The sequence below is a fragment of the Pseudomonas syringae pv. tagetis genome (assembly GCF_022557255.1).
GTDB classification, from domain to species: Bacteria; Pseudomonadota; Gammaproteobacteria; order Pseudomonadales; family Pseudomonadaceae; genus Aquipseudomonas; species Aquipseudomonas caricapapayae.
Window position 1 is genome coordinate 1 of sequence record NZ_CP092923.1, and the last position, 19,237, is coordinate 19,237.

A 19,237-nucleotide genomic window follows, 5' to 3' on the forward strand; every position below is an offset into this window, starting at 1 on the left:
ATGTCCCGACTCAATCCCCGGCAGCAGGAAGCCGTGAACTACGTCGGCGGCCCTCTTTTGGTGCTCGCCGGTGCCGGTTCCGGCAAGACCAGTGTGATCACCCGCAAGATCGCCCACCTGATCCAGAACTGCGGCATCCGCGCCCAGTACATCGTCGCCATGACCTTTACCAACAAGGCCGCGCGCGAGATGAAGGAGCGGGTCGGCACGTTGCTCAGAGGCGGCGAAGGGCGTGGCCTGACGGTCTCGACCTTCCACAACCTGGGGTTGAACATCATCCGCAAGGAGCACACGCGGCTGGGCTACAAACCGGGCTTCTCGATCTTCGACGAGACCGACGTCAAGGCCCTGATGACCGACATCATGCAGAAAGAGTATTCGGGCGACGACGGTGTCGACGAAATCAAGAACATGATCGGGTCGTGGAAAAACGATCTGATCCTGCCCGCCGAGGCGCTGGAAAACGCCCGCAACCCCAAGGAACAGACCGCCGCCATCGTCTACACCCACTATCAGCGCACGCTCAAGGCGTACAACGCGGTGGATTTCGACGATCTGATTCTGCTCCCGGTCAAGTTGTTTCAGGAACATGCCGACATTCTGGAGAAGTGGCAGAACAAGGTGCGTTACCTGCTGGTGGACGAATATCAGGACACCAACGCCAGCCAGTACCTGCTGGTGAAACTGCTGATCGGCTCGCGACACCAGTTCACCGTGGTGGGCGATGACGACCAGTCGATCTACGCCTGGCGCGGTGCGCGTCCGGAAAACCTGATGCTGCTCAAAGACGACTATCCCTCGTTGAAAGTGGTGATGCTGGAGCAGAACTACCGCTCCACCAGCCGTATCCTGCGCTGCGCCAACGTACTGATCTCCAACAACCCGCACGCGTTCGAAAAGCAACTGTGGTCCGAGATGGGTCACGGCGACGAGATCCGCGTGATCCGCTGTCGCAACGAGGATGCCGAGGCCGAGCGGGTGGCCATGGAAATCCTGACCCTGCACCTGCGCACCGATCGGCCCTACAGCGACTTCGCCATTCTGTATCGCGGCAACTATCAGGCCAAACTGATCGAGCTCAAATTGCAGCACCATCAGGTGCCGTATCGCTTGTCGGGCGGCAACAGCTTCTTCGGTCGTCAGGAAGTGAAAGACCTGATGGCGTATTTCCGCCTGCTGGTGAACCCGGACGACGACAACGCCTTCCTGCGGGTCATCAATGTACCGCGTCGTGAAATCGGCTCGACCACACTGGAAAAACTCGGTAATTACGCCACCGAACGCAAGGTGTCGATGTACGCCGCCACCGATGAAATCGGTCTGGGCGAGCACCTGGACAGCCGCTACACCGACCGTTTGCAACGCTTCAAGCGCTGGATGGACGGCGTGCGTCAGCAATGCGCACAAAACGATCCCATCGCCGCGCTGCGCAGCATGGTGATGGACATCGATTACGAAAACTGGCTGCGCCAGAACAGCTCCAGCGAAAAGGCTGCCGACTACCGGATGAGCAACGTCTGGTTCCTGATCGAGGCGTTGAAGAACACGCTGGAAAAGGACGAAGAAGGCGGCATGACCATCGAGGAGGCTATCGGCAAGCTGGTCCTGCGCGACATGCTCGAACGCCAGCAGGAGGAAGAAGACGGTGCCGAAGGCGTGCAGATGATGACCTTGCACGCCTCCAAGGGGCTGGAGTTTCCTTACGTGTTCATCATGGGCATGGAAGAAGAGATCCTGCCGCACCGCTCCAGTATCGAAGCCGACACCATCGAAGAGGAGCGCCGTCTTGCCTATGTCGGCATCACGCGCGCGCGGCAGACCCTGGCTTTCACCTTTGCTGCCAAGCGCAAGCAGTACGGTGAAATCATCGACTGCGCACCAAGCCGCTTTCTGGATGAGTTGCCCCCGGACGATCTGGCCTGGGAAGGCAATGACGACACCCCGACGGAAGTCAAAGCGGTCCGCGGCAACACCGCGCTGGCCGATATTCGCGCCATGCTGAAACGCTAGCCGACACACGAAACTGATCATTTATTGCGCATTGGCGCAGCCAAGGAATTGAAGTGGAAGCACTGCACAAGAAGATTCGCGAAGAAGGCATCGTATTGTCCGACCAGGTGCTGAAAGTCGATGCATTCCTCAACCATCAGATCGATCCGGCATTGATGAAAGAAATCGGTGACGAATTCGCCCGCCTGTTCGCCGATGCTGGCGTGACCAAGATCGTGACCATCGAAGCGTCCGGCATTGCGCCTGCAGTCATGGCAGGCCTGAACATGGGCGTGCCGGTGATCTTCGCCCGCAAGCATCAGTCCCTGACCCTGACGGAAAACCTGTTGTCGGCGACCGTGTACTCGTTCACCAAGCAGGTCGAAAGCACCGTGGCGATCTCGCCGCGTCATCTGAACAGCACTGACAACGTGCTGATCATCGATGACTTCCTGGCCAACGGCAAAGCCTCGCAAGCGCTGATCTCGATCATCAAGCAGGCCGGTGCGACCGTGGCCGGGCTGGGGATCGTGATCGAGAAGTCCTTTCAGGGCGGCCGTGCCGAACTGGATGCGCAGGGCTATCGCGTTGAATCGCTGGCGCGGGTCGAATCCCTGGCCGGTGGGGTTGTGACGTTCAAGTAAGGCCCCCAGTAATGGGCGCGCCATCGAGCTTCTGCCCGCAGGGCGTGGGAGCGAACCGGGCGACGCTTCGCTTGTTCGCGAAGACGGTGTTTCAGTCGATGCATTTTCGGCGATAACACAGCCCCTTTCGCGAACAAGTTCGCTCCCACAAAAGCAGGCTTTCGATACTCACGGCGACTTGTGTATCACTTGGCAATACCGAGGGCACGCAAACGTCTATAAAGGGTGCGTTCGCTCAGCCCCAGTTCTCTGGCCAGTTCGCTGCGCGAGCCGTTGAACACGCGTAGCGCATGGGCGAGTTTCTCCAGGCCGTCGTCTTGCTGGCGGTAAGTCACGCCACCCGCTTCGTCGCCCTGACCGCGCACTTCAGCGGGCAAATCCTGTACGCGAATGATGCCGTCATCGGTAAATAAACGGGCGCGTTCGAGTATGTTGCGCAGTTCCCTGATGTTGCCGGGGTAGCCGTACAGGCTCAGCAGTTTCATGGCCTCGGGGTCGATACGCGGCGCAGCCCCGGGCGCGATGCGTTGCAGCAGGCTGTCGATCAGCAGCGGCAAATCCTCGCTGCGTTCACGCAGGGCGGGCAGCCGGATCGGGAAGGCGCTGATGCGGTAGAACAGGTCCTGGCGGAAACTGCCGTCTGCGACCATCTCTTTCAGTGGTTTGTGCGTGGCCACCACCAGACGAAAATCGGAATGCACCGTTCTCAGGCTGCCGACCGGGCGAAAGCTGCCTGATTCGATCAGCCTCAACAGCTTGACCTGCATGGCCAGCGGTACTTCGCCGATTTCATCAAGGAACAACGTGCCGCCATGGGCAGCTTCGGCCAGGCCGGTCTTGCGCTGCAATGCACCGGTGAACGCGCCCTTCTCATAGCCGAACAGTTCGCTCTCCAGCAGGGTTTCCGTAAGCCCGGTGCAATCGACCACTACCAGCGGCCCGGAGGCTCTGGCGCTGCTGGCGTGCAGGGCGCGCGCGAACAATTCCTTGCCGGTGCCCGATTCACCCTGCAGCAGCACCGGAATCTGCGCGGGCGCAGCACGCTGCAAGGCACCCAGAACTTCCTTGAACGCCGCCGAACGACCGACCAGCCCATGCTGTTGCGGCTGGACCGACGCGACGGCGACGGAACTCAGCCGCTCGACATAGGCGATGACGTCACCCCGATCATCGAGAATCGGCCGCAGTTCCACATCCACATGCTCAGGGCCGCGTGGCGTATGGTGAATATGCAGCAAACGCTCCGGAAGCCGCGTTTCATGGGCCTTGCGCATCGGGCAATGCTCACCGGCCTGATCGCACGGTACTGCAAACTGGTGCGAGACTCGATAGCACTTCTCGCCCACATGCGGCGTGCCTTCAACGCCGAACTGGCGCTGATAGGCGGTGTTGGCCGCGATGATGTTGTAGTCAGTGTCCAGGACGATGGTCGGCCGCAGGTCATGTTCGAGGTATGACACCAGCGACTGCATGCGACTGCCGGGAAAATCAGTGGCGATGAGGTTCATGCTTGCTCCTGTGGACTGAGCGCAGCTTAACCCATCTCGCTGCCAGCTTATGCCACTGTCTGCCAGATGACTGCCAGAATGTGGCAGTCAGCAGCTTTTCACCGGCCTCCCGATCTTCTGCGAAACCTCCCGACGCCACGTATTGGCTAAGCTCAATGGGCTTTCCGGTCGTTGGCATGGTTATTGAGACGTCATGGCAACGACTGCCAACCGTCCGGCCTGGCCAAGCGGGCCTTGAGGCGATTAACAGCCATGGGAATTGCACATGATCATCGGTGAAAAACTTTACGTCGAAGCCCTCTTCGACAGCCAGACCTGGACCATCAGCTATCTGGTGATGGACCTGGACAGCAAGCAATGTGCGCTGATCGACAGCGTACTCGACTACGACCCCAAGTCCGGCCGCACCCGGACCGAGTCTGCCGAGCGAATGATCAGGCGAGTGCAGGCGCTGGGTGCGTCGGTGCAGTGGATTTTCGAAACCCATGTGCACGCAGATCACCTCTCGGCAGCGCCGTACCTGAAACAGGCGCTTGGGGGACACATCGTCATTGGCAGCCACATCACCGCGGTGCAGGAAACCTTTGGCACGTTGTTCAACGCGCCGCCTGACTTCGCCCGCAATGGCAGCCAGTTCGATGTGCTGCTCGAAGACGACGCGTCGTTCGCCCTCGGTACGCTTCAGGTCAGGGCCATGCATACGCCGGGGCACACGCCGGCGTGCATGAGCTATCTGGTGCAGGTCGGTGACAAAACCATCGCGTTTGTGGGCGACACCTTGTTCATGCCCGATTACGGCACCGCCCGTTGCGACTTTCCCGGTGCCGACGCGCGCACGCTGTATCGCTCCATTCACAAGCTGCTGGCGCTGCCGCCCGACACTCTTCTGTTCATGTGCCACGACTACCTGCCCAACGGCCGTGAGCTGCAATACATGACCACCGTCGCTGAACAGCGCGCCAGCAATATCCATGTCCATGACGGGGTCGATGAAGACACGTTCGTCAGCATGCGCGAGGCCCGTGACGTGACGCTGGACATGCCGGTGCTGATGCTGCCTTCGGTGCAGGTCAACATGCGCTGCGGACACTTTCCCGAGCCGGAAGACAACGGCGTCGTCTACCTGAAAATCCCGCTCAATGCCCTTTGACTGCTGCCTGATTTCGGAAACCCTGCGATGAATGCTTCAACAATTGCCTGCCAGATCCTGATCGTCGGTGGCGGTGCTGCCGGTATCGCCACCGCTGCCAGCCTGCTTGCCCGCGACGCTGCCCTGCAGATCACGCTGGTCGACCCTGCCGATACTCACTATTACCAGCCGGGCTGGACCATGGTCGGCGCGGGTATCTTCACGCCGCAGTCGACCGCGCGCAGCATGCTGTCGCTGATGCCCAAGGGCGTGCAGTGGATCAAGGCTGCCGTGGCGACGTTCGAGCCGCACGACAGCACCCTGACGCTTGCCGATGGGCGCGTGCTTGGTTATCAGCAACTGGTGGTCTGCCCTGGCCTGAAGCTGGACTGGGCTGCCATTGAAGGGCTGTCCGAGACGCTCGGTGCCAATGGCGTGACCTCCAACTATCGCTATGACCTGGCACCCTACACCTGGAAGCTGGTGCAGGGCCTGAAACAGGGCCGCGCCCTGTTCACTCAGCCGCCAATGCCGATCAAATGCGCAGGGGCGCCACAGAAGGCCATGTACCTGTCCTGTGATCACTGGCGCAGAACCGGCCGTCTGGCGCAGATCAATACGCAGTTCTATAACGCCGGTGGCGTGCTGTTTGGCGTGGCGGACTATGTGCCGGCGCTGATGAAGTACGTCGAGCGTTATGCCATCGACCTCAAGTTCAGTCATCGACTGGTGGCTGTCGACGGGCCGGGGAAGCGCGCTACGTTTGTCCGCACGTATGCCAATGGCAGCAGCGAAATGGTCGAACAAGGCTTCGAAATGTTGCACGTGGTACCGCCGCAGATTGCTCCCGACTTCATCCGTAACAGCCCGCTGGCCGATGCCGCAGGCTGGCTGGACGTGGACCCTGCCACGCTCCGGCACAGGCACTTCGCCAATATTCATGGCCTGGGCGACGTTACCAATACCAGCAATGCCAAGACCGCCGCAGCCGCCCGCAAGCAGGCACCGGTGGTCGCCGGCAATGTGCTGGTGGCGCTGGGTCGCATGAATGAATCCACCGTCTATGACGGTTATGGCTCGTGCCCGCTGACTGTCGAGAGAGGCAGGATCGTGCTGGCTGAATTCACCTACGGTGGCAAGGTTGCGCCAAGCTTTCCGCGTTGGCTGCTCGATGGTCGCCAGCCAACCCGGCTGGCCTGGTGGCTGAAAGAGCGAGTGCTGCCGACGCTGTACTGGCATGGCATGCTCAAGGGCCGTGAGTGGCTGGCCAGGCCGAAAAAGGCTGATGCGAAGCATGGATGAGCATCAACTGTTGGGCGTTGGTCTGGGGGCGATTATCGGGGTGGTTCTGGCGCTGACGGGCGCGGGAGGCGGTATTCTCGCGGTCCCGCTGCTGGTCTTCGGCCTTGGCCTGTCGATTGTCGAAGCCGCGCCGGTAGGCCTGCTGGCTGTGGGGCTGGCGGCCGGGATCGGCGCGGTACTGGGACTGCGTCAGGGGATCGTTCGCTATCGCGCTGCCGGGTACATTGCGGCTATCGGTGTGTTGATGGCGCCTCTGGGCCTGTGGCTCGCCCATCGATTGCCCAATACACCGCTGGCATTGGTCTTTTCGATCGTGCTGCTGTACGCCTGCACGCGCATGTTCATCAGGGCCAGCCGCGAGTTACGCCACGGCCAACCGGCCCCGCGGGCAGAAATGCTGCCCTGCGTGCTCAATCCGTTGCGAGGCCGCCTGCGCTGGACCATGCCGTGCCTGCGCGCATTGACGCTGACGGGGGCAGGCTCGGGTCTGCTGTCCGGCTTATTGGGCGTAGGCGGTGGGTTCGTGATCATTCCGGCGCTGACCCGCTACAGCGATCTGGACATGAAAAGCGTTGTGGCGACGTCACTGGCCGTGATCGCCCTGGTCTCGACAGGCAGTGTCGTCACCGCTTCCTTGAGTGGGGTGATGCACTGGACCGTGGGTGCGCCTTTTGCGCTGGGCGCAGTCATCGGTTTGCTGGCCGGCAGGCAGGTCGCCCGCTACCTGGCCGGCCCGCGCCTGCAACAGCTGTTTGCCGTGTGCGGCATTGTTGCCGCGTTCATGCTGGCGTTGTCAGTGCGCTAACCGCCCGAGGACGCAGAGCGTCCAGAAAGGCATTCCCACGCGGAGCATGGGAACGATAAAAAATCGTGAGACGACCACCGCGCCAACGCGGAGCATGGGAACGATAAAGGCTTCTGCCATCGTGCCAATGCTCCGCGTTGGCATGCAGTTCGTGACGCTCTGCGTCACATGCCTGCGCCTGGGAGTCGACAGGCTTAAAGCTTTTGCCAGACCTTGGGTTTGAAGAACAGCGTCTCGCCCTTGGCCAGACCCACCAGGCTGTCGTGGTCCTTCACCACTTCGGCCTCGATCAGTTCGCTCTGCCCTTCCACTTTCAGCGTGACCCGCGTCGTCGCGCCCAGCGGGCGGATGTCGCGGACTTCGGCGGCGTGGTGGTCTTCGATTTCCTGACGCGACAACGACACTTCATGCGGACGGAACAACAGGTGGCCTTCCTCGCCCAGGCTCAGGCGGTTGGAGTCGCCCAGAAAGTGGTAGACGAAGTCGTTGGACGGGTTCTCGTAGACCTCCCCCGGCGAGCCGATCTGTTCGATCACGCCTTTGTTCATCACCACGATGCGGTCGGCCACTTCCATGGCTTCTTCCTGATCGTGAGTGACGAATACCGAGGTCAGGTTGATGTCTTCGTGCAGGCGCGCCAGCCAGCGACGCAATTCCTTGCGTACCTTGGCGTCCAGCGCCCCGAATGGCTCGTCGAGCAACAGCACTTTAGGCTCGACCGCCAGCGCACGGGCCAGGGCAATCCGCTGGCGCTGACCACCGGACAATTGCTCCGGATACCGGTCGGCCAGCCAGTCCAGTTGCACCATGTTCAGCAGTTCGTGAACCTTTTCCGCGATGCGCGTTTCGGTCGGGCGCTCGCGCTTGGGCTTCATGCGCAGACCGAACGCAACGTTGTCGAACACGGTCATGTGGCGGAACAGCGCGTAATGCTGGAACACGAACCCGACGTTGCGATCACGCACGTCGTGGCCGGAAACGTCTTCGCCATGAAACACGATGCTGCCGTCATCCGGGGTTTCCAGGCCGGCAATGATGCGCAGCAAGGTGGTCTTGCCGCAGCCTGACGGCCCGAGCAAGGCCACCAGCTCGCCACTCTGGATGTCCAGACTGATGTTGTTCAGGGCCTTGAAGGCGTTGAAGTTCTTGCTGACGTTACGGACTTCGATCGACATGATTATTCCTCCGCCGCGTTATGGCGCAGACGGTTAATGCGGGATTCGCTCCACTGCTTGAGCAGCAGGATGAACAGCGCCAGGATCAGCAACAGGCTCGCCACGGCAAAGGCTGCAACGTGGTTGTACTCGTTGTAGAGGATTTCGACGTGCAGTGGCAGGGTGTTGGTGACGCCGCGAATGTGGCCGGAAACCACTGAAACCGCGCCAAACTCACCCATCGCCCGTGCAGTACACAGGACCACGCCGTAGATCAGGCCCCATTTGATGTTCGGCACCGTGACGTGCCAGAACATCTGCCAGCCGTTGGCACCCAGCAGCCGCGCCGCCTCTTCTTCCTGAGTGCCTTGCTCCTGCATCAGCGGGATCAGTTCACGCGCAACAAAGGGCACGGTGACGAAAATGGTCGCCAGCACGATGCCCGGCAAAGCAAAGACGATCTGAATGTCGTGATCCTGCAGCCAGGGCCCGAACAGCCCCTGAGCACCGAACATCAGCACGTAGACCAGACCGGCGATCACCGGCGACACCGAGAACGGCAGGTCGATCAGCGTCACCAGAATGCTTTTGCCGCGGAACGAGTATTTGCTCACGCACCATGCGGCACTGACGCCGAACACCAGGTTGAGCGGCACCGAGATCAGCACGGCGATAACCGTCAGCTTCAGCGCTGACAGGGCATCCGGCTCAAGGATTGCGGTAAAGAATGCGCCCAGACCGTTTTTCAGGCCCTGGGACACTACGATGAACAGCGGCAGCCCCAGAAACAGGAAAAACACCAGCCAGCACAGACCGATCAGGATACGTCGCGAAACCGCGCTGCCACGACGTGCGGCGTTGGCAGAGGCGGCGGCTGAAACAGATGAATAAGACATGTTCTGCGCCTCCTCAGGATGGGGTTTCAATGCGCCGCTGCAGCAGGTTGATCAGCAGCAACAGAATGAATGAAACCACCAGCATCATCACGCCGATGGCGGTCGCTCCGGTGTAGTCGTACTGGTCGAGCTTGACCATGATCAACAGCGGCAGGATCTCGGTTTTCATCGGCATATTGCCGGCGATGAAAATCACCGAACCGTACTCGCCCACGCCTCGCGCAAACGCCAGTGCGAAACCGGTCAGCCAGGCAGGCAGCAAGGCCGGAACGAGGATGTGGCGGAACACCTGCAGCGGACGCGCGCCCAGGCAGGCAGCTGCCTCTTCGACTTCCCGGGGAATGTCGGCCAATACCGGCTGCACGGTGCGCACCACGAACGGCAAAGTGACGAACGTCAGTGCCAGGGTGATACCCAGCGGGGTGTAGGCGATCTTGAAGCCCAGGTCGGTTGCGAACTGCCCGACCCAGCCATTGGGCGCGTACAGCGCTGTCAGAGCGATACCGGCCACAGCGGTCGGCAGGGCAAACGGCAGGTCGATCATCGCATCGATGATCTTGCGGCCGGGGAAGGTGTAACGCACCAGCACCCAGGCCAGCAGTGTGCCGATCACACCATTGATGAGGGCCGCGTAAAAAGCGGTGCCGAAACTCAGCTTGAGTGCCGCAATCACGCGAGGTGCCGTGATGATGGTCCAGAACTGATCCCAGGTCAGTTGCGCGGCATGTACGAACATGGCGGCCAGCGGTATTAGCACAATCAGACTGAGGTACACCAAGGTGTAACCCAGCGTCAGCCCGAAGCCGGGTATGACGGGGGAGATACGACGCGACATAAAAGTCCCTGGTTTCACTTGCACGAAGCCCGGACGTTAATCCGGGCTGCTTGACCAAACCTGCGATGCCACTCGCGCGGCATCCCCATTCGGTTTATTGCGCTTGGTAAATCTGGTCGAACACGCCGCCGTCGTTGAAAAACTTCGGCTGCGCAGTTTTCCAGCCGCCAAAGTCTTTGTCGATAGTCACCAGATCAAGTTTCGGGAATTGCTTCTCATACTTGGCGGCCACTTCGGCATTGCGTGGGCGATAGAAATTTTTTGCAGCAATTTCCTGACCTTCCTTGCTGTACAGGTGCTTCAGGTACTCAGTCGCGATTTCAGTGTTGCCTTTCTTCTCGGCGTTCTTGTCGACCACGGCTACCGGAGGCTCTGCAAGGATCGACAGCGAAGGTACGACGATGTCGAATTTGTCCTTGCCGCCATCTTCTTTCAGTGCCAGGAACGCTTCGTTTTCCCACGCCAGCAGCACATCACCCTGACCGTTGTTGACGAAGGTGATGGTCGAACCGCGCGCACCGGTGTCCAGAATTGGCACGTGCTTGAACAGGGTCTGTACGTATTCCTTGGCCTTGGCTTCGTCACCGCCGCCGGCTTTCAGGCCGTAGGCCCAGGCAGCCAGGAAGTTCCAGCGGGCACCACCGGAGGTTTTCGGGTTGGGCGTGATCACCGACACGTCTTTCTTGATCAGATCACCCCAGTCCTTGATGCCTTTGGGGTTGCCTTTGCGCACCAGAAACACGATGGTCGAGGTGTAAGGTGTGCTCGCGTCCGGCAGGCGGGTCTGCCAGTTTTCAGGCAGGGTCCTGCCGAGTTTGGCGATTTCGTCGATGTCACCGGCCAGTGCCAGGGTCACCACGTCAGCACGCAGACCGTCGATCACGCCACGCGCCTGCTTGCCCGAGCCACCGTGAGACTGCTTGATCTCTACCTTGTCGTCCGGATGGGATTTTTTCCAGAAGTTGATGAATTCTGCGTTGTAATCCTGATACAGCTCGCGTGTCGGATCGTAAGACACGTTGAGCAGTTCGTAATCCTTGGCAACAGCCGAGCCTGCGAAAACAGCACTGGCCAGAGCAGCCAGAGCAAAACGGCGAATGGACATAGATGAAGCTCCCGGAATTCTGTGTGTTGGCTTTTTTTAATTTCTTCTTGGCGCGTCAGAACGGCATCCGCACGGGCGCACTGCTTTTTCAAGGGGGGTATCAGGAGTCAGGATGAAGCCCTCCGGTTGACCAGTCGGGTATTACCGCTTCAGCTCTGCTTGGCGGCGGGGTTCTGCAAACGAAACTTTTCCTTGCGCTCGATCTGCACCACTTGTGCGTTGTGCACAGTGATTTCGACGGCACCAAAACGCAGGTCACGCAACGCACTCTGAATTTCACGCAGAATTGCTGCTTCGTCCTGACCGTCAACACTACGTAGAGATGCGCTCATTGTTTTATTCCTTGAAAGATGAGAAGCCAGCCTTCGCGAACGGGGGCGATGGCGTATGGCGGTGAGGCAATAATAGTGAGGTGCGGATATTCTTAAAAAGACTATTTAAGAATGCAGATATAACCAAAAGAAATTTATCGATTTCAGGCTTTTCCAGGGCGCGTTGCACACCCTGGCAAGCCTTGCGCTGCGGGCTTTAGCTGGACTGACCAGCGATGTGCTCGAAGACTGGCGCATGGGACCAGTCGATGGCCTGCGCGGCCATTGGTCGGGCGAACCAGTAACCCTGGCCCAATTGGCAACCGTTGCTCAGCAGGAACGCAGCCTGATTGGCGTGCTCGATGCCTTCAGCCAGCACCCGCATGCCCAGGCTGCCAGCCAGAGCGATAACCGCTCTGACAATCGCAATGTCGTCATCGTCGCCCGGCAGGCCGGCCACGAAACCCTGATCGATCTTCAATTTTTGAACCGGCATGCGTTTGAGTCGCAGCAGTGAAGAGTAGCCCGTACCAAAGTCATCGATGGCCAGGCTCAGACCCAGTTCGCGCATACGATGCAATTGCTCGATCGCCTGCTCGGGGTCTTCCATGACCGCACTTTCGGTCACTTCCAGTTCCAGAAAGGCCGGCTCCAGCCCGGTGTCATGCAATGCCTGTGCCACTCGACGGTCGAGGTCGCCATGGTTGAACAGGCGGCTCGACACATTGACCGCGACGAACTCGACCGGCACGTCGTCCGCCAGCCAGGCCTTCATCTGCAGACAAGCAGTTTTCAGCACCCAGGCATCGATATCGGCGATCAGCCCGCTTTGCTCGGCAATCGGAATGAATTCACCCGGCGAGACCATACCGCGCTCGGGGTGCTGCCAGCGCACCAGCGCCTCGACTCCGCGGATACGACGAGTGATCAGGTCGTGAACCGGTTGATAGACGACCCGCAGTTGCTCCAGTTCGACGGCCTGACGCAGTTCGCTGGCCAGTTGCACCCGTTGCTGGGCGTGGGCGGTGAGTTCCTCGGTGTACAGCGCATAACACTCACGACCATCGCTCTTGGCCTTGAACAGCGCCGAATCGGCATTGCGCAACAGTTGCTCTGCGGTCAGCGCGTCGCCGGGGAACAGGCTGATGCCGATGCTGGCAGTAACAAACAGCGGATGCGCAGCGACGGCAAAAGGCGCTTTGAGTGCATCGATCACCTGTTGCGCCAGCGCGGCGGCCTGAACCATCTGTGAGCAGTTCTTGATCAACAGGGCGAACTCGTCGCCGCCCGGACGCGCCAGGGTCATTTCATTACCGGATACGCTTTTGAGTCGCTCGGCGACGGCCTTGAGCACATCGTCACCCACATTATGGCCAAGGCTGTCATTGATGTTCTTGAAGTGATCCAGGTCGATCAACAACAACGCACAGCCGCGCTTACTGGCGCGCGCAGAGGTCAACGCCTGACTGATCCGGTCGGTCAGCAGCAGGCGATTGGGCAAATCGGTCAGGCCGTCGAAGTGGATCAGTTGAGCCAACTCCTGCTCGGAGCGCTTGATGGCAGTGATATCCGAGAACACGGCTACAAAGTGTCTGGGTTGACCATCGTCGCCGATAACGCTGCGAATGGTCTGCCATTGCGGATAGATCTCGCCGCTTTTACGTCGATTCCAGATTTCACCGCTCCACTGGCCCTCGCTGATGATCGAGTGATACATCTGCCGGTAAAATTCGGCGCCGTGGCGGCCGGACTTGAACTTGCTCGGGTTATGCCCCAGCACCTCTTCGGCCTGATAACCGGTGATGTCGACGAAGGCCCGGTTGACGTGGACGATGTTCCCTTGCGCGTCGCTGACCAGCACCCCTTCGCGGGTGCTGTCGAACACGGCTTCCGCCAATCGCAGCCGGTCGTAATCGGCTTGCTGCCGCTGAAACAGCGCGTCGCCGCCGATGATGCTTCTCACTCGGTCGCGTGCGATGAAGATCATCACCGCGCTGAGTAATGCCCAGCTGTAACCGGTCATCAGTTGCCAGAACGCCAATCGAGCGGGTTCTTCGATGAAAAAGGGCAGCAACAGGCCGCATGCCACGAACCACAAAATCGACAGCAGCCCATACAGGACGGCCGTTCGCAGCGCGCCAAGGGAGTAATCTGACATCGGAAACGAAAAACCTTATGTAAAGCCTGAATTATAAAGCAAGAAACATCCTGCGACTCTTATCTGAAAGGGTGACTGGTTTTCTGTGTGATGTCAGTGATAATGCTCGTCGTAACTTTTTTCTTCATGAGTATCCTTACGAGGGCCAAACAGCCTATGTGGTACAACGGTTTGCTCGACCTTTCCGTCTGGCAGGTAATAGCAGTCACGCTGGCGATGACCCATGTGACTATTGTCGGCGTCACGGTCTATCTGCACCGCTACTCAGCCCACCGCTCGCTTGAGCTCAATCCGGGGCTGAAACACTTCTTCCGTTTCTGGCTGTGGCTGACCACTGCCCAGAACACTCGCGAGTGGACGGCCATCCACCGCAAACACCACGCAAAATGCGAAACCGTCGATGACCCGCATAGCCCGGTCGTCAAAGGCCTGTCCACTGTGCTGCGCAAAGGGGCCGAGCTGTACCGCGAAGAAGCGCAGAATCAGGACACCCTGCGTATCTACGGCAAAAACTGCCCCGAAGACTGGATCGAGCGCAATCTGTATTCGCGCTACAGACTGCTGGGCATCGCCCTGATGGCGGTTATCGATGTGGCGCTGTTCGGTGCTCTCGGTATCACGGTATGGGCCATCCAGATGATGTGGATTCCCTTCTGGGCTGCCGGCGTGGTCAATGGTCTGGGCCATGCCGTCGGCTATCGCAACTTCGAGTGCCGCGACGCAGCCACCAATCTGGTGCCTTGGGGCATCGTGATCGGCGGCGAAGAACTGCACAACAACCATCACACCTATCCCAACTCGGCCAAACTGTCGGTCAAGCCATGGGAATTCGACATGGGCTGGGCATGGATCAAGCTGTTCAGCTTCCTGCGTCTGGCCAAGGTCCAGCGCGTTGCGCCTATCGCCCATCGGGTCGAAGGCAAGGGTCATATGGACATGGACACCGCCATGGCGATCCTCAATAACCGTTTCCAGATCATGGCGCAGTACCGCAAGCTGGTGATTGCCCCGCTGGTTGCTCAGGAACTGGCCAAGGCCGACGAATCGGTCCGTCATCAGTTCCGTCGCGCCAAGCGGCTGCTGTCGCGTGAAACCAGCCTGCTCGATGACAGGCACCACCTGCGCATCCAGACCATGCTGGAACACAGCCATGCGTTGAAAGTGATCTATGAAAAACGTCTGGCGTTGCAGCAGATCTGGGTCAAGACCAGCAGCAATGGCCATGACATGCTTTCGGCCATCAAAGAGTGGATTCACGAGGCCGAAGCCAGTGGTATTCACTCGTTGCGCGAGTTCGCCGATCAGCTGAAAACCTACTCCCTGCGCCCTGCCCACGCCTGATACCGTTGATCGGCGCGCCTCCCGCAGGCGCGCCGTTCCCGGAACTTATCCCCTGTGAATCCATCTCATCAACTTTCCCGCCAATCGGGAGAGGGCGCGGCATTGGCCGTACACGCTTGAGATGGTTCTTATGGAAAAGCAGTCTCCTACCTCCCCACCCGGCACGCCGATTACTGATATGCCCGCAGCCGCAGAAACCCTGTTAGCCCTGATGCACGCCCAGGCAGAAGTTGCACGTCTGAGCGAGCGTGAACAACTGTTCAGCTCATTGCTGGTGAGCGTGAACGCTGTTCTGTGGGCGTTCGACTGGGAAACCCAGCACATGATCTACGTCAGCCCGGCTTACGAGCGTATCTTCGGTCGCTCGGCGGGCCTGCTGCTGGCCGACTATAGCGAATGGCGCGACAGCATCTATCCGGATGACCTCAACTACGCCGAGCGCAGCCTCAATGAGGTTATCGAGAAAGGCTCGATCGAGGATCGCGAGTACCGGATCATTCGTGCAGACGGCGAAGTACGCTGGCTCAGCGATAAATGCTTTGTCAGCCACCGTGCCGATGCCAGCCAGCGTCTGATCGTGGTGGGCATCGCTGAAGACATCACCGAGAAGAAGCACCTCGAAGACGAGCTGCAACGCCTGGCCACCACTGACGTGCTGACCCAGAGCAGCAACCGTCGGCACTTTTTCGAATGCGCCCAGCGCGAGTTCGAGCTGGCTCGTCTCAACGGCACGCCGCTGGCTTTTCTGTTGCTGGATATCGATGACTTCAAGCTGGTCAACGATACCTACGGCCATCAGGAAGGCGATACCGTGCTGCAACGCATTGCCGAAAGCGGTCGCTCGGCATTGAGGCGGGGGGATCTGTTCGGGCGCATTGGTGGCGAAGAGTTCGCAGCGGTATTCCCTGGCTGTGCACCGGATATGGCCATGCAGATTGCCGAGCGCTTGCAGCGCGAGATTCAGCGGCAGAATTTCCAGGCAGGTGGTGCCACCTTCAGCATCACCGCCAGCCAGGGTCTGACCAATCTGGGCCCGGACGATCCAAGCCTCGAAACCCTCTACGGCCGCGCCGACGCCGCGATGTATCAGGCCAAGCGCCAAGGCAAGAATCAAATCGTGCTGGTTTGACGCGCCTTAACCATTGCCCGCGAAGCTTTCAGTTCTTGGGCACATCCTGAACCGCATCGGCTGGGTCCTCGATCGCCGCAGGTTGCTCGGCAGGTGCTTCAGGTGTCAGGTCCAGCAAATCGGGTTCCTCGTCCTCAAGCGCATCAGCGGCGGCCTCGGGCTCGGTCGGTAGCGGCCTCAGCAGGCTTGGGTCAGTCACGCCGGTCAGCTTCTTGCGCAGACGCTGCAAGTCGCCGACGCTCAGCTTCAACAGCTTGGCCGACTTGGTCTTGATCAGCGTAGTGACACTCTCTTCCTCGCCCAGACGCGCCATCTGCCCCGCCAGGTTCATTGCCAGGACTTCGCGCGTGTAGATGCCGGTATTGTACTGATACACCGCAGCGATCAGCTCACGCAGTTCCAGCGGCAAGCGCCAGCGAGTACGCAGGGCGGAACCAAATGCGGCGGAATACTGCTCCAGGGACTGCTTGATCACCTGCTCATTCAGCTCGCCACCGGCCAGCAGCCACTCCTGCAGACAACCCAGTACCGCCAGATCGCCCAGCGATTGCAGCAGCCCGGCGCAGAAACAGCGCTCTACATCCAGTTCCAGCATGCCGCCCAGGATGCGCGCGTAGTCAGCCGTGCGCTGCGACATGGTCCAAAGCTCACTGGCCTGGGCCAGCAACGCGTCGCTGGTCAGTACGGCCATACGCTTCTTGGCCAGGCCCGACGCAATGTTTGCGCCTTGTACCGGCCCGAGAATGGCCAGCGCCCCGCCCATGGTCTGCACCGGCTTGCCCAAATGTTGCGCGGCGCTGTTGGCGGCTGCGATCAGCACGGCGGTGATGTGCGGATCGTTACGCAGCTCCTGCTCCAGCAAGGCGGCGTCTATGCCGTTGGCGGTCTGGCTGAGCTTTATGGCCGTCGCGACATCGACGAACAGCGGCGCGCCGTCCGCCACGTCACGGCGTTTGTCGAGAAACTTGGTCAGCGTCAGCCCCGGTGTCAGCGCGGGCACTGCGCCCGGGACCGGCGCACGGCGCTCCAGCAGCAGGCTTTCCAGGCGCTGGCGCAGGCCTTCGGTATTCAGGGGTTTGGTCAGGTAGGCAGTCGGTGCCAACGGCAAGACTTCGCGCACGCTGGCGCTGTCATTGCGATTGCTGATGAGAATGAAGGGGATTGCAGGCTGACGGCGCAGGTTACGGACGCCGCGCAGCAGGCTCAGCCCGTCGATCCCCGGCAGCTCGCGCGCGGCGATGATCAGGTCGGGCAGCTGTTTCTTCATCCACTCGACAGCTTGTTTGCCATCGGTGCACATTTCCAGATCGACATCCGCACGCACACCCAACACGAGGTCGCTGAGTGTTTCACGGACCCACGGATCAGACTCAGCAATCAATACGCGAGGTACCGCGGGCAAATCTACAGCAGTCATCATGACTCTCCGACATCGATGCGTTCACCTTAGCCAAAGCCTTCGTCCGGATATAGCAAAAAGAGCGAAATACCGTGCTCCAGAGCAAAAAAAACCCGTCGAAACGGGCTTTTTTTGTCTGTTTGGTCATAAATTAATCAATTCACGACCTCACACTTTTTACGCGATTTCAGCGAAGCATTCTTCCAGAATGGCCAGACCACGGGTCAGCAATTCATCTTCGGCGGTGAGCGGGACAAGCACGCGCAACACGTTGCCGTACGTACCGCATGACAGCAGAATCAAGCCCTTGTCACGCGCCTTGGCCACCACCTGCGCCACAGCCGCAGCGTTAGGTTTGTGCGAGTCGCCGTCTTCAAACAGCTCGACAGCAATCATTGCGCCCAACGCACGCACTTCGCCGATGACCGGGTACTTGGCCTGAATCGCCTTGAGGGAGGTCACCAGACGCTCGCCCACTGCCTTGCAACGATCCAGCAGGTGCTCTTCTTCGAAGATGTCCAGCACCGCCAGTGCCGCAGCGCACGCCACCGGGCTACCGGCATAAGTGCCGCCCAGACCGCCCGGCGCGATGGCATCCATGTACTCTGCCTTGCCGCACACGCCCGCCAGCGGGAAACCGCCTGCGATGGATTTGGCAAAGGTGGTCAGGTCAGCGGCAACGCCCATCTGCTCCATCGCGAAGAACGTGCCGGTACGGCCCGCGCCGGTCTGCACTTCGTCAGCGATTAGCAGGATGCCGTGCTTGTCGCACAGCTCGCGCAGACGCAGCATGAACGCCTTCGGCGCCACATAGAAACCACCCTCGCCCTGTACGGGTTCGATGATGATTGCAGCGATGTCCCTGGGCTCGGCGTCGTTCTTGAAGATGCGCTCGATGCTGGCGATGGAATCGTCAACGCTCACGCCGTGCAGCTCGCACGGGTACAACGCGCGGAAGATACCGCCCGGCATCAGACCCATGCCCGCCGAGTAAGGGGCGACCTTGCCGGTCAGGCCCAGGGTCATCATGGTACGGCCGTGGTAAGCGCCGGTGAACGCGATAACACCCGCACGGCCCGTGGCTGCACGCGCGATCTTCACGGCGTTTTCCACCGCTTCGGAACCGGTGGTCACCAGCAGGGTTTTCTTCTCGAAATCGCCTGGCACCCTGGCGTTGATTTTTTCGCACAGCTCGACGTAAGGCTCGTAGGCCAGTACCTGAAAGCAGGTGTGGCTCAGCTTGGTCAGTTGCTCTTGCACCGCAGCAATGATCTTCGGGTGCAGGTGACCGGTGTTCAGCACGGCAATGCCGCCTGCGAAGTCGATGAACTCACGACCTTCCACGTCGGTAACGGTCGCGTTCTGCGCCGAAGCTGCGAAGATCGGGTGGATCTGACCAACGCCACGCGGGACGGCAGCATGGCGGCGTTGCATCAGGGATTCGTTAGTCTTGCTCATGTATTCCTCATTCGCCGCTCATCGGTCGGCGTGGGTCAAGGATCAAGCGGACCGGATCAACTGCGGCAGCATAC

Annotated in this window: 16 protein-coding genes; 7 read left to right on the top strand and 9 right to left on the bottom strand. The window is 60.0% G+C overall.

The genetic code is table 11. The annotated features are described in order from the left end of the window. Complete coding sequence (gene rep / locus MME58_RS00005; protein ID WP_054985015.1) at positions 1-2,010, top strand: DNA helicase Rep; 2,010 nt, start codon at positions 1-3, stop codon at positions 2,008-2,010. 53 nt (positions 2,011-2,063) lie between these two features. Further along, entirely contained in the window at positions 2,064-2,633 is a 570-nt protein-coding gene (locus MME58_RS00010) for a xanthine phosphoribosyltransferase (RefSeq protein ID WP_054985014.1), read from the top strand. A 185-nt stretch (positions 2,634-2,818) separates the two neighbouring features. Here MME58_RS00010 and MME58_RS00015 read toward each other — a convergent pair whose 3' ends face one another. Next, on the bottom strand, positions 2,819-4,141 hold the full coding sequence (locus MME58_RS00015) for a sigma-54 interaction domain-containing protein (RefSeq protein WP_054985013.1): 1,323 nt from the start codon (positions 4,139-4,141) through the stop codon (positions 2,819-2,821). Between the two features lie 265 nt (positions 4,142-4,406). Between MME58_RS00015 and MME58_RS00020 the strand changes: the two genes are divergently transcribed. Genes MME58_RS00020 through MME58_RS00030 form a run of 3 tightly spaced genes read left to right on the top strand, consistent with a single transcriptional unit; the run spans position 4,407 to position 7,377 of the window. Then, positions 4,407-5,291, top strand: a complete 885-nt coding sequence (locus tag MME58_RS00020) for an MBL fold metallo-hydrolase (RefSeq protein ID WP_055006050.1) — start codon at positions 4,407-4,409, stop codon at positions 5,289-5,291. 27 nt (positions 5,292-5,318) lie between these two features. After that, positions 5,319-6,572, top strand: a complete 1,254-nt coding sequence (locus MME58_RS00025; protein WP_055006049.1) for an NAD(P)/FAD-dependent oxidoreductase — start codon at positions 5,319-5,321, stop codon at positions 6,570-6,572. After that, positions 6,565-7,377: a sulfite exporter TauE/SafE family protein gene (locus tag MME58_RS00030; protein WP_055006048.1), complete on the top strand. Its 813-nt coding sequence runs from the start codon at positions 6,565-6,567 to the stop codon at positions 7,375-7,377. Before MME58_RS00025 ends, MME58_RS00030 begins: the two co-directional genes overlap by 8 nt. Before the next feature lie 194 nt (positions 7,378-7,571). On the opposite strand, the gene MME58_RS00035 is transcribed toward MME58_RS00030, so the two are convergent. From MME58_RS00035 to dibA, 6 genes are all read right to left on the bottom strand, one after another. Next, positions 7,572-8,552, bottom strand: a complete 981-nt coding sequence (locus MME58_RS00035) for a sulfate/molybdate ABC transporter ATP-binding protein (RefSeq protein ID WP_054986889.1) — start codon at positions 8,550-8,552, stop codon at positions 7,572-7,574. 2 nt (positions 8,553-8,554) lie between these two features. Beyond that, positions 8,555-9,427, bottom strand: coding sequence for a sulfate ABC transporter permease subunit CysW (gene cysW / locus MME58_RS00040; protein WP_004662918.1), 873 nt, complete (start codon positions 9,425-9,427; stop codon positions 8,555-8,557). Between the two features lie 13 nt (positions 9,428-9,440). Next, positions 9,441-10,262 (bottom strand): sulfate ABC transporter permease subunit CysT, encoded by an 822-nt coding sequence (gene cysT / locus MME58_RS00045; protein WP_054986890.1) that lies wholly within the window; start codon positions 10,260-10,262, stop codon positions 9,441-9,443. A gap of 94 nt (positions 10,263-10,356) precedes the next feature. Beyond that, complete coding sequence (locus MME58_RS00050) at positions 10,357-11,367, bottom strand: sulfate ABC transporter substrate-binding protein (protein WP_055006046.1); 1,011 nt, start codon at positions 11,365-11,367, stop codon at positions 10,357-10,359. A 149-nt stretch (positions 11,368-11,516) separates the two neighbouring features. Next, on the bottom strand, positions 11,517-11,699 hold the full coding sequence (gene oscA, locus MME58_RS00055) for a sulfur starvation response protein OscA (protein WP_002551397.1): 183 nt from the start codon (positions 11,697-11,699) through the stop codon (positions 11,517-11,519). Positions 11,700-11,895: 196 nt separating this feature from the next. Next, complete coding sequence (dibA, locus tag MME58_RS00060) at positions 11,896-13,836, bottom strand: phosphodiesterase DibA (RefSeq protein WP_055006045.1); 1,941 nt, start codon at positions 13,834-13,836, stop codon at positions 11,896-11,898. Positions 13,837-13,992: 156 nt separating this feature from the next. Here dibA and desA point away from each other — a divergent pair, with 156 nt between their 5' ends. Further along, positions 13,993-15,177, top strand: coding sequence for a delta-9 fatty acid desaturase DesA (gene desA / locus MME58_RS00065; RefSeq protein ID WP_055006044.1), 1,185 nt, complete (start codon positions 13,993-13,995; stop codon positions 15,175-15,177). Between the two features lie 130 nt (positions 15,178-15,307). After that, entirely contained in the window at positions 15,308-16,306 is a 999-nt protein-coding gene (locus MME58_RS00070; RefSeq protein WP_054986894.1) for a GGDEF domain-containing protein, read from the top strand. A gap of 28 nt (positions 16,307-16,334) precedes the next feature. On the opposite strand, the gene MME58_RS00075 is transcribed toward MME58_RS00070, so the two are convergent. Both MME58_RS00075 and gabT read right to left on the bottom strand, forming a co-directional pair. After that, positions 16,335-17,726 (bottom strand): response regulator, encoded by a 1,392-nt coding sequence (locus MME58_RS00075; RefSeq protein ID WP_054986895.1) that lies wholly within the window; start codon positions 17,724-17,726, stop codon positions 16,335-16,337. Between the two features lie 156 nt (positions 17,727-17,882). Continuing rightward, positions 17,883-19,163, bottom strand: a complete 1,281-nt coding sequence (gene gabT, locus MME58_RS00080) for a 4-aminobutyrate--2-oxoglutarate transaminase (RefSeq protein WP_054986896.1) — start codon at positions 19,161-19,163, stop codon at positions 17,883-17,885. Between the last annotated feature and the right edge of the window lie 74 nt (positions 19,164-19,237).

Bases quoted from the DNA above. Each gene is read 5' to 3' on its own strand.
- rep (WP_054985015.1), top strand. From the start codon at position 1: ATGTCCCGACTCAATCCCCGGCAGCAGGAAGCCGTGAACTACGTCGGC.
- MME58_RS00015 (WP_054985013.1), bottom strand. From the start codon at position 4,141: ATGAACCTCATCGCCACTGATTTTCCCGGCAGTCGCATGCAGTCGCTG.
- MME58_RS00020 (WP_055006050.1), top strand. From the start codon at position 4,407: ATGATCATCGGTGAAAAACTTTACGTCGAAGCCCTCTTCGACAGCCAG.
- MME58_RS00025 (WP_055006049.1), top strand. From the start codon at position 5,319: ATGAATGCTTCAACAATTGCCTGCCAGATCCTGATCGTCGGTGGCGGT.
- MME58_RS00030 (WP_055006048.1), top strand. From the start codon at position 6,565: ATGGATGAGCATCAACTGTTGGGCGTTGGTCTGGGGGCGATTATCGGG.
- MME58_RS00035 (WP_054986889.1), bottom strand. From the start codon at position 8,552: ATGTCGATCGAAGTCCGTAACGTCAGCAAGAACTTCAACGCCTTCAAG.
- cysW (WP_004662918.1), bottom strand. From the start codon at position 9,427: ATGTCTTATTCATCTGTTTCAGCCGCCGCCTCTGCCAACGCCGCACGT.
- cysT (WP_054986890.1), bottom strand. From the start codon at position 10,262: ATGTCGCGTCGTATCTCCCCCGTCATACCCGGCTTCGGGCTGACGCTG.
- MME58_RS00050 (WP_055006046.1), bottom strand. From the start codon at position 11,367: ATGTCCATTCGCCGTTTTGCTCTGGCTGCTCTGGCCAGTGCTGTTTTC.
- oscA (WP_002551397.1), bottom strand. From the start codon at position 11,699: ATGAGCGCATCTCTACGTAGTGTTGACGGTCAGGACGAAGCAGCAATT.
- dibA (WP_055006045.1), bottom strand. From the start codon at position 13,836: ATGTCAGATTACTCCCTTGGCGCGCTGCGAACGGCCGTCCTGTATGGG.
- desA (WP_055006044.1), top strand. From the start codon at position 13,993: ATGTGGTACAACGGTTTGCTCGACCTTTCCGTCTGGCAGGTAATAGCA.
- MME58_RS00070 (WP_054986894.1), top strand. From the start codon at position 15,308: ATGGAAAAGCAGTCTCCTACCTCCCCACCCGGCACGCCGATTACTGAT.
- MME58_RS00075 (WP_054986895.1), bottom strand. From the start codon at position 17,726: ATGATGACTGCTGTAGATTTGCCCGCGGTACCTCGCGTATTGATTGCT.
- gabT (WP_054986896.1), bottom strand. From the start codon at position 19,163: ATGAGCAAGACTAACGAATCCCTGATGCAACGCCGCCATGCTGCCGTC.